General features: G+C 49.8%; 12 protein-coding genes. 2 read left to right on the plus strand and 10 right to left on the minus strand.

Going from position 1 to position 15869, the window contains the following annotated elements:
• Nucleotides 1-43 precede the first annotated feature (43 nt).
• Nucleotides 44-823, plus strand: a complete 780-nt coding sequence (locus DYD62_RS15660; RefSeq protein ID WP_115228383.1) for a substrate-binding periplasmic protein — start codon at nucleotides 44-46, stop codon at nucleotides 821-823.
• A gap of 119 nt (nucleotides 824-942) precedes the next feature.
• Here DYD62_RS15660 and DYD62_RS15665 read toward each other — a convergent pair whose 3' ends face one another.
• From DYD62_RS15665 to DYD62_RS15700, 8 genes are all read right to left on the minus strand, one after another.
• The gene (locus DYD62_RS15665; protein ID WP_115228384.1) at nucleotides 943-1920 is read right to left on the minus strand and encodes a peptide ABC transporter ATP-binding protein; all 978 of its coding nucleotides are present in this window, start codon (nucleotides 1918-1920) and stop codon (nucleotides 943-945) included.
• The gene (locus tag DYD62_RS15670; protein WP_115228385.1) at nucleotides 1917-2897 is read right to left on the minus strand and encodes an oligopeptide/dipeptide ABC transporter ATP-binding protein; all 981 of its coding nucleotides are present in this window, start codon (nucleotides 2895-2897) and stop codon (nucleotides 1917-1919) included. The genes DYD62_RS15665 and DYD62_RS15670 overlap by 4 nt, the downstream gene beginning before the upstream one ends.
• A gap of 160 nt (nucleotides 2898-3057) precedes the next feature.
• On the minus strand, nucleotides 3058-3969 hold the full coding sequence (locus tag DYD62_RS15675) for an ABC transporter permease subunit (RefSeq protein ID WP_115228386.1): 912 nt from the start codon (nucleotides 3967-3969) through the stop codon (nucleotides 3058-3060).
• Nucleotides 3970-3971: 2 nt separating this feature from the next.
• Nucleotides 3972-4982: an ABC transporter permease subunit gene (locus DYD62_RS15680; protein WP_115228387.1), complete on the minus strand. Its 1011-nt coding sequence runs from the start codon at nucleotides 4980-4982 to the stop codon at nucleotides 3972-3974.
• Between the two features lie 155 nt (nucleotides 4983-5137).
• On the minus strand, nucleotides 5138-6736 hold the full coding sequence (locus tag DYD62_RS15685) for an ABC transporter substrate-binding protein (protein WP_115228388.1): 1599 nt from the start codon (nucleotides 6734-6736) through the stop codon (nucleotides 5138-5140).
• Nucleotides 6737-7277: 541 nt separating this feature from the next.
• The gene (locus DYD62_RS15690; protein WP_115228389.1) at nucleotides 7278-7868 is read right to left on the minus strand and encodes an NF038129 family PEP-CTERM protein; all 591 of its coding nucleotides are present in this window, start codon (nucleotides 7866-7868) and stop codon (nucleotides 7278-7280) included.
• The gene (locus DYD62_RS15695) at nucleotides 7868-10552 is read right to left on the minus strand and encodes a DUF8508 domain-containing protein (RefSeq protein WP_115228390.1); all 2685 of its coding nucleotides are present in this window, start codon (nucleotides 10550-10552) and stop codon (nucleotides 7868-7870) included. The genes DYD62_RS15690 and DYD62_RS15695 overlap by 1 nt, the downstream gene beginning before the upstream one ends.
• A gap of 268 nt (nucleotides 10553-10820) precedes the next feature.
• Nucleotides 10821-11768: a carbohydrate kinase family protein gene (locus tag DYD62_RS15700; protein ID WP_115228391.1), complete on the minus strand. Its 948-nt coding sequence runs from the start codon at nucleotides 11766-11768 to the stop codon at nucleotides 10821-10823.
• 336 nt (nucleotides 11769-12104) lie between these two features.
• Here DYD62_RS15700 and DYD62_RS15705 point away from each other — a divergent pair, with 336 nt between their 5' ends.
• The gene (locus DYD62_RS15705) at nucleotides 12105-13373 is read left to right on the plus strand and encodes an ABC transporter substrate-binding protein (protein WP_233702955.1); all 1269 of its coding nucleotides are present in this window, start codon (nucleotides 12105-12107) and stop codon (nucleotides 13371-13373) included.
• A gap of 4 nt (nucleotides 13374-13377) precedes the next feature.
• On the opposite strand, the gene DYD62_RS15710 is transcribed toward DYD62_RS15705, so the two are convergent.
• Together DYD62_RS15710 and DYD62_RS15715 are read right to left on the minus strand one after the other, a co-directional pair.
• A complete protein-coding gene (locus DYD62_RS15710; RefSeq protein WP_115228392.1) occupies nucleotides 13378-13995 on the minus strand; it encodes a FecR family protein in 618 nt (205 codons plus the stop codon).
• Between the two features lie 154 nt (nucleotides 13996-14149).
• A complete protein-coding gene (locus DYD62_RS15715) occupies nucleotides 14150-15832 on the minus strand; it encodes a bifunctional metallophosphatase/5'-nucleotidase (RefSeq protein ID WP_115228393.1) in 1683 nt (560 codons plus the stop codon).
• Between the last annotated feature and the right edge of the window lie 37 nt (nucleotides 15833-15869).

Below are 15869 nucleotides of genomic sequence, written 5' to 3' on the forward strand. Positions count from 1 at the left end.
ATAGCAGTAGCAAGCAGCGTCAGCTAAAACGATAAGATGCGATATGACTGAGGATTTAAAGGTGAAACTGCAATACTTGCTGGCAACGCTCCTAACAAGCTGGCTGCTGCCTGCCACGGCTGCAGATCTCAGCCTGTGCTATGAGGATGTCGATGTCTATCCATGGGTGTACGGCAAGAATGAAGGGCTGGATCGCTATCTGCTCCAGACTGTTGCCAACCGGCTGAAAATTGATATTGAATATCGCCCCCGGCCTTGGAAGCGCTGTCAATATGAAGTCCGCAATGGCATCAGTGATGGCATGTTTTCAGCCTCCTACACGGTGGAGCGGCAACAATACGCAGTTTATCCGACGCTACCCAACGGAGAGCCCGACCCCAGCTACCGCATGGCCAAGGATGACTACCGCATCTATCGCCGCATTGGCTCCGCCATGGACGGGCAGAATATGCACATGAGCCATATCAAGATGATTGGTATCCAAGCGGGCTATAGCATTTATTCTGAGCTTCTCGCAGCAGGTTATGGCCTAGAAGACAGCTCGAAAAATGTCAGTGATCTGATGCGTAAACTGGATGCGGGTATTGTCGATGTCGTCATTACGTTGCAAGGCCCGGCCCAGCATACTCTGCAAACTTTGCCTCAGCTGGCCAGCCGCATCGAGATGCTGCCGATTCCGTACAAAATTAACAACTTGTATCTGCCCCTCAGTAAAGGCTACTGCCAAAAGCAAGCAGAACGCTGCCAAGCACTCTGGCAGGAAATCCGCAATGTCCGAGAAACTGCGCAATACCAGAGCATGTTAAAAGCACACGGCTTTTGATCCTATCAAATTTATAGCGCTCACATTCACGCCTCAGTGCCATCTTGGGGCATAAAAAACGCCGCCCCCTTAGGGTGGCGGCGTAACACATTGCAATCAAACGATCCTCAGTCTTTACATCAAACCGTAATTTCTTCCACCCGATGACAAGCCACCAAGCGGCCTTCTACCGGGCGCAGTTGGGGGACTTCTTTGCGGCAGTGGTCGGTAGCAAAAGGGCAGCGGGTGTTGAAGGCGCAGCCTGTTGGCGGCTTGAGCGGGGATGGCAGCTCGCCGATTAACTTTACTTTGGCACCACGATCTTCGGCACGGATGGCGGGCGTGGCCGACATCAGGGCACGGGTATAGGGGTGCAGCGGGCGATCAAACAGAACGTCTTTGCTGCCGTGCTCTACCGCGCGGCCAAAGTACATCACCATCACATCGTCGGCGACGTGCTCAACCACTGACAAATTGTGGCTGATAAAGATGTAGGCAATGCCCAGCTCGTCTTGCAGATCCATAAACAGATTCAAAATCTGCGCCTGAATCGATACATCCAATGCCGAAGTCGGCTCGTCGGCTACCACCACGCTTGGGTTAAGCATCATGGCTCGCGCCACGGCGATACGCTGGCGCTGGCCGCCGGAAAACATATGCGGGTAGCGATGATAATGCTCAGGGCGCAAGCCAACGCGCGTCATCATGGCGCGTACTTTTTCTTCCCGCTCAGCGGCGTTTAAAGAGGTATTTAACAGCAGCGGCTCGGCCAGCATGGTGCCAATTTGCTTGCGCGGATTGAGCGATGCATAGGGGTTTTGAAACACCATCTGCACTTTAGGGCGCAGCGCCTTCAGATCTGCTGCGCTTGCCCCCACCGTATTGATACCAGCAATTTGCAGCTGGCCGCTGGTCAGCTCTTCAATCAGCGTCAGCTGGCGGGCTAAGGTTGATTTACCACAGCCCGATTCGCCCACAACGGCCAGTGTTTTCTTGGCTTCCAGGCTAAAGCTCACGCCATTTAAGGCTTTTACCATGGCAACAGGCTTCATAAAGCCGCGTGAAACGGGGTAATGGCGAGTGATCTCACTCGCGACTAGGATAGGATTCTTACTCATGCTTGGGGTCTCCCAGCCGTATCAAGCGGCGTAATGCAACGCACGCTGCTCGTGTCTCTTGTCATCAGTGCTGGACGATGGGTTTTACAGGACTCTTGTACATAGGGGCAGCGTGGCGACAGCAGACACCCCACTGGCCTGTCGTATTGCCCAGGCACCACGCCAGGTAAAGTGGCCAGACGGTGTGCACCCTTGCTGTGTTCAGGAATAGAGCTGAGCAAAGCTTGGGTATAAGGGTGACGCGGGGTATCAAAAATAGCCGGCACGGGGCTGGTTTCGGCCACCTGCCCTGCATACATCACCACCACACGCTGCGCTACTTCGGCAATCACGGCCAGATCATGGGTAATCAGGATCAGCGCCATATCGTGTTGTTTTTGCAAGCTAACCAGCAGCTCCATAATCTGCGCCTGCACGGTAACATCCAGCGCGGTAGTTGGCTCGTCGGCGATCAGTAAGCGTGGCTTGCAGGCAATCGCCATGGCAATCATCACGCGCTGGCTCATGCCGCCGGATAATTGATGCGGATAGGCATCGAAGCGTGATTTGGCGTCAGGAATTTCAACCATTTCCAGCAGCGCAATGGCCCGCGCTTTTGCTGCAGCACCACGCAGGCCTTCATGCTCGCGCAGTGTTTCCATCAGCTGATAGCCCACGGTATAAGCGGGGTTCAGGCTGGAGAGTGCGTCCTGAAAAATCATGGCGATATCTTTGCCGATAATCTTACGCTTCTCACTATCTTTCATATTCAGCAGGTCTTTGCCTTCAAAAGACAATTCATCTGCAGTAACGCGGCCCGGGGCATCGATCAAACCCATCAGTGCCAGCATGGTCACGCTTTTACCCGAGCCCGATTCGCCCACAATCCCGACGATCTCGCCACGGTTAATCGAGAAATCAACGCTTTCTACCGCCCGAAATGGCTTATCAACCGAGCCAAACGCTACGGAGAGGTTTTTTATATCTAATAAACTCATCGTTTTCTCTTTATTAGAATCATTACACAAGCTAGCTGCCTGCAATCCCAAGTAAACCCAAATCTTGAATCACGGAGAACACAGCGTTTCACGGAGAAAACCAAGGAACTTGTGTTTTCGGTTTTTCCCCGTGTACTCCGCGTCAAAAGCTTATGGTTTTTTAAGCCAGCTTTTTCAGTTTTGGATCCAACGCGTCGCGCAGGCCGTCGCCCATCAGGTTGAGTGCCAGTACGGTGATCAGAATCGTGACCCCCGGCATAGTCACTACCCACCAAGCGCGCTCGATATAGTCACGGGCGGAAGCCAGCATAGTGCCCCATTCAGGCAGCGGCGGCTGAGCGCCAAGGCCCAAGAAGCCCAATGCGGCCGCGTCCAAAATCGCAGCAGAAAAGCCCATCGTCGCTTGTACGATCAGCGGAGCCATGCAATTGGGCAGTACGGTGTTAAACATCAAACGCAGCTGGCCCGCACCCGATAATCTAGAGGCAATCACATAGTCTTTTGATAGCTCGCCCATGGCCGATGCCCGCGCAAGGCGCACATAGGAAGGCAAGCTCACCACCGCAATGGCCAAAATCGTATTCAGTAAGCCCGGCCCAAGTACGGCCACAATCGCCACCGCCAGCAGCAGGGAAGGCAGCGCCATCATCACATCCATCGCCCGCATAATCGAGGTGCCGATAAAGTTGGGATAAAAAGCAGCGATCATGCCCAGCACAATGCCCGGCAACAGCGACATCAGTACTGAGATCAGACCAATCATCAAACTCAGACGAGCGCCGTGTAAGAGCCGACTCAGGATATCCCGGCCTACTTCATCGGTGCCCAGCAGAAACTGCATGGAGCCACCGGTTTGCCAGGAAGGGGGTGCCAGAAAAAACTCGCGGAATTGCTCGGTTGGCGAATGCGGAGCCAGCCATGGAGCAAGCAGAGCAGCAAGCACCAGAAGCAAAAAGAAAATAAATGAAACCAGAGCCCCACGATTGCTACTAAAACTTTGCCAAAATTCTTTAAGGGGGGATGGATAGCTGTAAAGCGGCTCAGCAGCGGCCAGAGTTGTAGCGTTTGTCATACTTACCTCGCGTGGCGAATACGTGGATTGATAACGCCGTACAGCACATCAACCAGCAGGTTCACAATAATAATCAGTGTGGCAATCAATAAAATACCGCCCTGCACCACCGGATAATCACGACGCGAAATCGAATCGATCAACCATTTACCAATGCCAGGCCAGGAGAAAATACTCTCCGTGAGCACTGCACCGGCCAGCATCGTGCCCACTTGCAAACCAATCACCGTCACCACGGTCATCAGGGCATTACGCAGTGCATGCACCAGTACGATGCGGGTTTTAGACAGGCCCTTGGCACGCGCAGTGCGGATATATTCCTCACGCAGCACTTCCAGCATGGATGAACGAGTCATCCGTGCAATCACCGCCATCGGGATGGTGCCCAGCACAATGGTCGGTAAGATCAGATGCATAAAGGCGGATTTAAACGCGCCTGCCTCGCCCGAGATCAACGTATCAATCAGCATCAGCCCTGTAACACGGGTGATGTCATATTCCAGATCGATACGACCAGAAACCGGTGTCCAGCCCAGCTGCACTGAGAACAGCATAATCAACTGCAAACCCAGCCAGAACACCGGCATGGAATAACCTGTTAACGCAGCCCCCATCACGGTGTGATCAATCCAGCTGCCACGGCGGATCGCGGCAATCATGCCGATAATCAAGCCAAACACCGAAGCCAGCAGCATGGCACAGATCGATAACTCCAATGTGGCTGGAAACAGCGCCCAAAAGTCTTTAATCACCGGCTCATGCGAGACCAGCGACTGCCCCAGATCGCCTTGTAATACTTTCAGCAGATAATTCCAGTACTGCATATAAAGCGGCTGATCCAAACCTAGGCGAACGAGTGCCTGGCGATAAAATTCAGGGTCTAAACGGCGCTCACCCACCATCACCAAAACCGGATCGCCCGGAATCATATGGATCAGGGCGAACGCTAAAACAGTGATGCCTAAGAAAGTAGGAATCGTGACGCTTAAGCGGCGCAAAATAAAACTAAACATGGATATTTCCCCATACGGCTACTGCCGTTTGCATATCAACACCGCACAGAGCAAAAACACGCCCTGCAAATGCAATTTTCATAAGTTCACTACAAAACGCTTACGCAAAAACGGCCGCCCGAATCGCAGCGGCCGCTCTTCTCAGACCAGAAAAATTACTTCAGGCTCACACCCGCAAAAGAGTTCAGACCAAACGGGCTGATCTTATAGCCCAGAACTTCTTTACGCATCGGCTGATAAACCGTTGAGTGAGCAATGGTGGTCCATGGCAATTGACGTTTAAAGATATCTTGCGCTTTTTCGTACAGCTTGGTGCGCTCGCCCTGGTTATTTAATGAACGTGCTTTTACAACCAAGCCATCAAACTCTTTATCGCACCACTTAGCGTAGTTATTCCCTTCTACAGAGCCGCAAGCCAGATTCACGCCCAGCCAGTTATCAGGATCACCATTGTCGCCTGTCCAACCCACCAGCATGGCGTCGTGCTCACCTGCTTTACCACGCTTCAGGTATTCGCCCCACTCGTAAGTGGTGATCTTGCCCTTGATGCCGATTTTTTCCCAATCAGACTGAATCATTTCAGCCATGAGTTTGGCATTCGGGTTGTACGGACGTTGTACTGGCATCGCCCACAGGGTGATCTCCGTACCTTCGGCAATGCCGGCTTTTTTCAGCAAGGCTTTGGCTTTAACCGGATCATAAGCCGCATCTTTCAGCTTTTTATTGTAAGACCACTGGGTAGGTGGCATTGGGTTGGTCGCCGCTTGGCCCGCACCTTGGTAAACCGCTTCGATAATGGCTTTTTTGTTAATCGCCATATCAAGTGCTTGGCGAACTTCCAGCTTATCTAACGGCTTATGTTGTACGTTGTAAGCTAGGTAGCCCAAATTGAAACCTGCCTGTGATGGCACGGTCAGCTCGGCATTTGCACTCATGGCTTTCAAATCGGCCGGACGTGGGTAAACCATCACATGGCATTCACCCTTTTGCAATTTTTGGTAGCGCACAGATGCATCTGGCGTAATGGCAAAAATCAGCTTGCCCAGTTTTACATCGCCTTTCTTCCAATATTGCTCATTGGCATCAAAGCGGATATTGCTGTCTTTTTGATAGCTTTTGAAAATAAACGGGCCCGTACCAATTGGCATGGTATTCAATTGCGAAGTCTTGCCGCTCTTTAACAGGCTGTCGGCGTATTCAGCGGAATAGATTGAAGCAAATGACATGGCGATATTTTGCAGAAAGGCTGCATCAACCGTTTTAAGCTTTAAGCGAATGGTATACGCATCCACTTTTTCAATACCCACGATATTGGTATCAAGACCCATATCGGCAACGTATGGGAAATCAGATGGCGCGGCCTTATTAAATGGCAGGTTTTTATCTGTCATACGCTGAAATGTGAATGCCACATCATCGGCATTAAAATCACGCGTTGGCTTAAAGAAAGGAGTGGTGTGGAATTTAACGCCTTTACGCAGATTAAAGGTGTAAGTCAGGCCATCAGGTGACACTTCCCACTTTTCAGCAAGGCCTGGCTCAATCTGAGTAGAGCCTTGTTTGAATTGAACCAAACGATTGAAAACAGTTTCGGCAGAAGCATCGAAATCAGTACCAGAGGTATAGCGTACCGGATCAAAACCGGCGGGGCTGCCTTCAGAGCAGAAAATCAGAGTTTTGCCTGCGGCCATCGCCGTACCAGCATTCAGTGCACACGCCGTAGCGAGAATATATCCGAGCTGTTTTAATCGCATTAGTGATTCCCCACCTTACTAAGTTAATAGAGAAAACTCATACAGAGTCTAAAAGTGCTGCCCATCAGTAAACATCACGTTAGGGTCAAGTCCTACTAGAGATATCCCCAACACATTACTGCTCGTATTTTTTAATCAGGCGCACATTTCAGCCACATTCCTCTGCTGAGCCTTAGCAAAAAAATGATATAAATCATACATCAAAGCAATTAAATATCACCTCCACCCCAAGCACCGCGTTTCACTTGTGGCTTAAGCTCAAACTAAATAATTATTTAGCATAAAACACTTAAATATTTGTAAGCCGCGCATTTACCGCAAAGTTTGTCAGTTTGGCCGAAAGAATAAATAAGCATATTTTCTTAAAATAAGAAGGAAAATAAGTGCTTCATACTGAGTAAGCGCAATATTTACTTACGAATTCATACAAAATACTAAAAATTTTAATTTCATATTTACAACATAATCGTAATTATTCTGCTAAATCCTCAAAAAAAAAGCGACCCCAGCCGGGATCGCCTCTTTAACCTGAGCCGTTAACTTAAACGGTATAAATGCGTTTACGACGCAAAGCCAAAGCTAAAACCCCCAGCCCCATCAGTGCATAGGTTTCTGGCTCCGGCACAGGAGTAATCGTAGCTAAGTGGGTGTTCGCTTTAAAATCCAGCGCAGCCCCGGGAATAAAATCAGCTTGGGCAACAATGCCATATGGATCATTGCCTAGGATGCCAGCGTAGTTTTTATCCAGCACAGCAAAAGTAAAACTGGTACCAGAGCCAAATTCATCCCGGCTATCCGTCAACTCCACGTCAAACTGCAGCTGTTTGCCAAAAATCAGCCCCTGAGTAAACTGGTTTAGCGAGCGGTTATCAAACTTGAGCGATGTATTTAAATCGCCCTGCACATTAAAAGTATTCTCTGCATCAATCAGCCCTAAGCTGCTGCCACGATACTGGCTCAATAATGCACTCACCCATGGAGAATCGCTCAAGCCATTTAATCCAAACGCAATATAACCATCTTGCCCGTCAATACTGCTGGTATCTAGGCTCACGTGATAGGCAGCGGCCGAAGCTAGGCTGCTGCAAGCGAGGAAAAGCCCGGCCAGTGCCAGTTTAAGAGTGTTTTTCATTATTTGAAGTCCTTAGTCGCCAGAATCTGTGCGTTAAAACGAATCGCCACGCGTGCGGGATTATTGAATTTAAGTGGCAAGACCAGTGCCGTACCTGGGGTGATATTGGCCGTGATTACGCCATCTTCAGCACCATTTAGGCTCACACCAAGAGGCAGGTCTTTGATTTGCACCCGAACAGGGCCGCTCACCACGCTTTGCGCGGCCAGAGTCAGGCTGCCATTAAAGGTTTTGCTGGCAGCGCTATAAACCAAACCCGATTTTTGCTGGGTAAAGCGCTCGCTCACATCAAACCATGGCTGTGGCAGCTTGATTCTTGCGACTTCCGGCTCATGATCAGATGCCTGATCTGCAAACTCAGAATTCACATGCACCACGTCATATTCTGTGCGGGCGGCCAGAGCCGGGGAGGCAAAAATATGATCTAGGACTTGGCTGTTACCTTCGAACACATAGGTGTAGCGCTCGTTTTCTGCCAGCGTTTCTACCAGATCGACCAGGCCCACCGCTTTTAAACGCGCCACGCTGGTAGAGAACTGGTAATCATTGATATCACCCAGCACCACAACGTTGGCATTGCGATCCAGCGCATTAATGCTGCTGACAAAATCGGCCACGATTTGCGCCTGCTTGTTGCGCTGAACTTCTGAAGTGCGGTTTGCAGGCTGGAAACGGCCGCTTAATGGCTGATCACCGCCTTTAGAATTAAAGTGGTTAGCAATCACAAACAGCTTCTGGCCATTAAAGGAAAACTCACCAGCCAGCGGTTTACGGCTGGCATTAAAAGCCGGATCAAGGGGCAGAATGCGGCCCGGGCTGGCTGTCAGGCATGCTTGCTCCGGGCAGGCCACCACATCAACGGCCTTGGTGGATGTGCCACCAGCGCGGTCTATAAAGCTGACTCGGGCGGGATTAAATAAGAACACCTGACGAATATTGCCGCCTGGCTCGCCACCATCCTGGCCATCGACCGGATTAATCTGGCGATACTGATAAGCTGGGCCGCCCGCGCTTTGAATTGCGGCGATCAGCTTTGCCAGTGTCTGGGCAGGATCAACCGTGCCATCACTCGTCGCGCCGTTATTGTCCTGGATTTCCATCAGGCCAAGAATATCGGGCGATTGCAGGTTTTGCACAATCTGTGCCGCAAGACGGGCAAACTTGGCATCCCCCTCTTTGGCATCCAGGTTTTCTACATTGAACGATGCAATGGCCAGCTCGTCGGCTGCCTGTTTGCGCGTCACTTCGGGCTGCAGATTACTGCTTACCACTGCCGACAAATCGCTCAGTACAAGATTGAAATTAGCAAAATTGTAATCAACAACGCCCACAGCCTTGGTGAACAAATCGCCCACATTCACTACCGGCGGCTTCACTGAGCCCGTCACCAGCATAATGCGCTCAGGGTTGAAATCGGTTTCTGTCACCACCACACCACCACGTGGCGAACGCGGGCCAGCATCACGGCCATAATTGGGCACGACAAAAGCTTCGCCGTATTGATTAGTCGGTCCTGTTACCACCGCACCATCAATCTGTACGCGCATCCCTTCTAGGCTTTCATAAAAATCAATACCATTGGCCAAATCCAGCTGAGCAGCCAGCTCTACATCGCTGACATTGCCCTGCCACATGCGCTGATTAGGCACATTTGCGGCCAGAAGCACCGGCTCAGGTAAGGCATTGCCCGAAGACACTTTACTCACACCACCTGCGGCCACTTTGATTTGCGTAGTTGTCAGATTATTCGTGCCGCCTGTGCCGCCCGGACGGAACTCACTGACCACACCCGAAACCAATACCGCATCACCCACTACAACACTGGGCGCGCTGCCAACAAATACAAAGATCCCTTCAGACGTCAAAGGATCATTATCTGGCTGGGTATCTTGAAGATAAAAACCATTACTACGCACAAGAGTGACCACGCCTGGCACACTGTTTACCTGGCGGTTTTCCATTGCCGAACGATGAGCACGGCCTTGAATATCATGGATACGCTGTGCGCTTGGTGTTGGTGTTGGCGTTGGCGTTGGCGTTGGCGTTGGCGAAACACCCCCACAAGTCTTAATTAGCGTTGCCGTATTGCGTGGCGCAGGCGTTGTAACAATAAAGTCAGCGCTATTATCATTACTATCAGTACAACCTTCATTTTTACGCAATGCTGCCGTTGTGTTGCTCAAAACGGCGGTCGGGCTGGTCTCTGCATTATTTGCCCCGCCAAAACCCACAAAATCGACCACATCTGCAAAGCTGCTGCATGCGGTTCCGCACCCTAATGCCGTATTATTTTTAACCAGCGCCACTTTGCCCGTTGAGCCACTCATGGCGAGCGTTCCGATCGCATCAGGCGTTGGTAAGCTTACGCTCCCCCCCGTGCCTGCGGCTTGCTGGATCAAATAGTACTGCCCTGCAAGCAAAACGCCATTGATGGGCGTTTTCTGCCATGTGCCACCCGAGGCAGAAGTGTATTGCACACTCCATCCAGACAAATCTGCGGGCTGATCCCCTGCATTAAAAAGCTCAATAAAATCATTTTTTAAAGTGGCACCATTATTTCCGCCACCGCCGTACACCTGGCTAATAACCACCGCAGAATGAGCGGGAGCAGCCATGCCCCAGGCCATCAGGCACAGCGCCATCAATTTTTTCAGCTTGCAGCTCTCTTTAAGCTTATTGTTCATTGCAACCCCTGCTTATAAATATGGTTTAGCCGGTGTTTCCGGCGTGGGATTAGACCATATAGATAAACAGTGAATGCATAGTGTCAGTTAAGTGACAGATTTAATACAGTAGATAATGCTAATGCTCGAAAGAAAAACTGCGAATCCTATTCATTTACCCCGCTAAGCATTTCCTACATGCAAAGCAAAAAAAAGCGCAAGCCATAGCCTGCGCTGATCCGAACAGGCGCTGTTTCTTAATAACGCCTTCTCCATTACCGCCCCGGCATTAAACGGCGGCGGGCATCGCAAAACCAAATGCAGCTTCAAAACGAGCGGCCAGCTCTTCACGGCTGATGGCATGATTTTGCCCGCCCTTAGTGGCGATCTTAATGGTGCCTAATAAAGAAGCAAGCCGCCCCGTAGCGGGCCAATCCCAGCCCTGGCTGATTCCATACAACAGCCCTGCGCGATAAGCATCACCACAACCTGTTGGATCTAAGACCTCTTTGGCGGCAACAGCAGGAATATCATGGCACACCCCATCGGCATAGATTCTGGAGCCATCCCCTCCAAGCGTAACAATCAAAACGGTCACCGCCTTTTGCAGTGCCTCAAGGCTTAAGCCCGTGGTATTGAGCACCATTTCTAGCTCGTAATCATTCAGCGTCAGAAAGTCTGCCAGTGAAATCATGCGCAATAGCTCATCCCTGCCAAACATCGGCAGCCCTTGGCCTGGGTCAAAGATAAAGGGGATGCCCGCCTCTGCCAATTGTTCACAATGCTCCTGCATGCCCTGCTTACCATCAGGCGAGATAATGGCCAGGCTGACCGGCACTTGCGCATCGCTCACCCGGTTTAAATGTGAAAAACTCATGGCACCCGGATGAAATGCATTGATCTGGTTATCATCTAAATCCGTGGTTAAAAAGCACTGGCCGGTAAAGGTGTTTTCAACTTCACGAATATTGCTGCGGCGAATGCCAAGCGTATCGAGACGCTCTGCATAGAGAGCAAAATCGCAGCCAGCGGTGGCCATAATCTGCGGATCTCCCCCCAGCATTTTCAGGCTATAGGCGATATTACCCGCACACCCGCCAAATTCACGGCGCATTTCCGGCACCATAAAGGATACCGAAAGCATATGAATTTTTTCAGGCAGGATATGATTTTTAAAACGATCGGGAAAAACCATGATGGTGTCGTAAGCCATAGAACCGCAGATCAATACAGACATCGTTTCATACCTCGCCCAGGGTTAAGCTGGCAATTATAGATTGAAGAAAGTCATTAAAAAGTCCATGCATTATGAATACAACATATTTATATAAAATAAATAATAGATTCGTTGGACAGGAAATATCCGCCGGATAAAAACAACACAGAAACAAGCCTTGCAACAGGCTTATATTCCGCAGCAAAAATTATGACGACCACCTACACCCTTACAGCAAAAGAAGTAAGGCATTTTCGTACATAAATAAACTATATTTGTTCACACTGTAAAAATGGGCCAAAGTTTCACAATATCAGTGTTGGTCAGCCATCCCGACCCTTATTTGGAGAAATAGCGATGAGAAAGAAACTGATTACCAGTGCAATGATAATCGCTGGTGTATTAAGCACTTCGCCCGTTTTTGCTGCAGAAAAAGTAAAACTGGAATTTTGGACCATGAATATGGCACCCAAATTCAACCGCTATTTTACGGACCTCACCACACAATTTAATCAAAAAAACCCCACTTTAGAAGCCGTGTGGGTTGATATGAACTGGGATCAAATCCAGCCCAAACTGATCGCTGCCATTGCCGCGGGCAACCCGCCTGCATTAGTTAATTTTAATGTGCCATGGGTACATGATTTTGCACGTCAGGGTAATATCCTTGCGTTGGATGAATATTTAGGCGCAGATAAAAATCTTTATCAGACCAATGCCCTGAAAGATGTCACATATAAAGGGAAAATCTACGCGTTCCCTTGGTATAACTCTGTTTCTGTCATTGCATATAATAAAGACCTATTTAATAAAGCAGGCATTAAAGCCCCTCCAAAAAGCTTTGATGAATTGCTGGCTCAGGCAAAAACAATTAGTGAGAAAACAAAAACACCTGCTTTTGCACCCAAATTATCCGCAGAAAGTGGTGGCAGTTTTATTAACTGGTTTTACTATGCGGGCCTGCCCGTGATTGAAAATGGCCAGGCTGTTTTTAACTCGCCAAAACACATTGCTTTATTACAGAAGTTTGCTGATTTATATAAAGCAGGCGCAATGCCTAAAGATGTATTCAAAATGGAATTCGAACAAGAAATTGCTTCGTATAATACGCAAAGAATTGCCATGATGACGACAGCCCCACAGGCTTTGAAACGCACCCAAACCGATAGCAAGGCCATCTACGCCAAAACGGATATCGCCGCCTTCCCGATTGCCGAAGGCAAAATGGCTTTTGGTGGCTGGATGATGGATTACGTGATTCCAACAGGGGCGAAATCGCCAGCCGATGCCGCTAAACTAGGTAAGTTTGTAACCAGCGATGCAGCACAACTGGCTTTCTCTAAAGAAACAGGCACAACGTTCCCTTCTACCAAGCTTGCGGCAACGGATGGCTACTTTATGTCGGGAGCAAAAAGCAATGATCCCGTGGAAAAATCACGCGCTATTGCAGCGCTCTCCATCGGCAACGCAAAAACGCTGACACTGGAGCCCGGCATTTTGCCAGATGAAACCACCATGCAGCGTACATTGCAAAATGAAATACAAGCCGCTATTACTGGCCGCAAATCAGCCAAGGCCGCGCTGGATGCTACAGTCAAAAACTGGAATGAGCGTTTAAAAAAATAAGCATTTAAGCACGATGGGGCTTACGCCCGGCTAATGCTTCTAAAATCGCCAGTTCGTCGTCGCTATGATTACGAAATGGCGATTTTTTTATACCACCGCTGGCATCCAGCAGATGTGCCTGATGGTGGCTGGCCTTTACCCGAAAACGTTTCTTGTGCTGGTGCATCGGGCTTAAATCGACTTCGCCATAGCAGAGGCAAAAGTAGGTGCTCTGCTCGCTGGCCTCAGCATAAAGCCCCGTACCGCGTATCCCCGCCGTTACCGTTGGAGTAATAATCTGCTTATGCCCTTTAGAAAACACCGCCAGTAAAGCGCCGCTCAGCAAGCGTAATCCACTTAGCACCGCCCCTTTTTGCTCCAGCTGCAAGGTAGTATTAGCGCGCAGCAAATACACATCGCCCTCTGCCCTCACCACCAGCTTTGAATCTGCACCGGTACGTAAATGATCCCCTGCGGCAATCGGGTCGCCCACTTTTAATGGCTGATCATTACGCCAAGCCTGCCCCTCAAGCAGCTTCACTTCACCTGAGGACCCCGCCGCCCACGCAGGCATAGCCACCGTGGCAAGTAAGCCGCTCACCAACATTAAAAACTGCCTGCGCTGTAAACAGATATGCTTCATTCGCTTACCCCTTGAGTATGGCTTTAACCATAGTCAACCAGACTGAATGTGATAATGAGTTTTCTTGCGTACAATAAAAAAGCCGCAGCTTTCTCCTGATTTAGGAAAAAGACTGCGGCCTGATGCATCACGGCTTAGCGCCGTAAACCATGGCTTAATTCAATACAGTGATCCGCTCTGCGTTAGGCACAGCAAGCAAAGGGTTTTTCTTCAGATAGTTTTCCAAGGCATCCACATCTTGTGGGCCGCCCAGCACGTTTTTACCATTTACAAACTCTAGATAACCATCACCGCCCGTAGCCATAAAGTTGTTTACAGTCACGCGGTAGCTGGCTTTAGGATCGATAGCCACGCCATTGAGCTTAATACTGGCAATATCCACCTTGCTGCCATCAGGCTTGCTCTTATCCCATGTGTAGCTGAAGCCTGCAGAAACTTGCATGATTTTGACCGCTGCACCATTCCATTGCTGCTCTAGCACTTTATCAATTTGCTCGCCCGTCAGCGTCATCGTGACCAGCGTATTACCAAAAGGCTGCACGGTAAACAGCTGACCATAAGTCACCTTGCCAGCTGCATCAGGTGTTAACTCGGCACGCACACCACCTGGGTTCATAAAGGAGATTTGCGATGCGCCAGTGCTCTTATCGGCCGTTGCATTAAGCTGGGCATCAGCAATCACCCGGCCCAGTGGCATCTCACCTGCTTTGGTCGCCGTTTTAGTCAGCGCGCCTGCGATGGTTCCGGCAACACGGTCTTTAAGCGGGGAAACCAGCTTCTGGAATTTCTCGATCAGAGAGGTTTGGGTTGCGTCTTTTGGCACATCACGCGTTACAGCCAGATTATTGGCGCTCATCTTGGTGACATTGCGGGTTTTTGAATCAATCGTCAGATCAATATCTGTCACCATGCCGCCGTATTGGTAGGCGCTGGTCACCAGCTTATCGTTGATTTTGCAATTGTAGGGCTGATGGGTGTGACCAGAAATCACCACATCAATGGCCTTATCCAGCTTGTTCACGATATCGACAATCGGGCCGGAAATGCCATTACATTCATTGTATTTTTTATCAGCTGTTATACCGCCTTCATGCAGCAAGACCACGATAGTTTCAACGCCCTGCTTTTGCAGCTCAGGCACCAGTTTATTGGCGGTTTCTACTTCATCTTTAAAATCTAAACCCGCGATACCAGACGGCGTAACAATGCCCGGCGTGCCTTTTAAAGTCATGCCAATAAAGCCGACTTTTACGCCGTTAAATTCTTTGATTAAGTAAGCAGGGAAGAGTGTCTTGCCAGTTTTGCTATCTTGCACATTAGCAGCCAAAAACTTAAATTTAGCCCCGTCAAACTTACCACCCGCGCAGCTGGTGCTGGTATCTGAATGGCAGCCACCATTTTGCATGCGCAGTAATTCTGCGCTGCCATCGTCAAACTCGTGATTACCTACCGCATTAAATTCCAGACCCAGCGCATTCATCGATTCAATGGTTGGCTCGTCGTGGTAAAGCGCCGAAATCATCGGGCTGGCGCCGATCAGATCACCGGCAGAAACCACCACATTATTTGGATTTTTAGCTTTAAGATTTTTAACCCAGGTCGCCAGATATTCAGCACCACCCACCGCTGTTTTGATGGTTTTGCTAGGGTCTTTAGGATCGGGAGAAGTGAGGGTAATGCCCTCTGCCGCTTCGATATTGCCATGAAAATCATTAATAGCAATCAGCTTAACGTCAACCGGAGCAGCGACGGCTTCAGGAGCCGCCACATCTGAGTCATTACATGCAGTAAGCGCCAGCGCAATGCTGGCCGCAAGCAGGCCATTACGTAAATTCATGGGGATACCCTCGGGCAAGAAGCAAAAAGTCAGTAAG

Origin of the sequence: Iodobacter fluviatilis, assembly GCF_900451195.1 — a bacterium.
Lineage (GTDB): Bacteria > Pseudomonadota > Gammaproteobacteria > Burkholderiales > Chitinibacteraceae > Iodobacter > Iodobacter fluviatilis.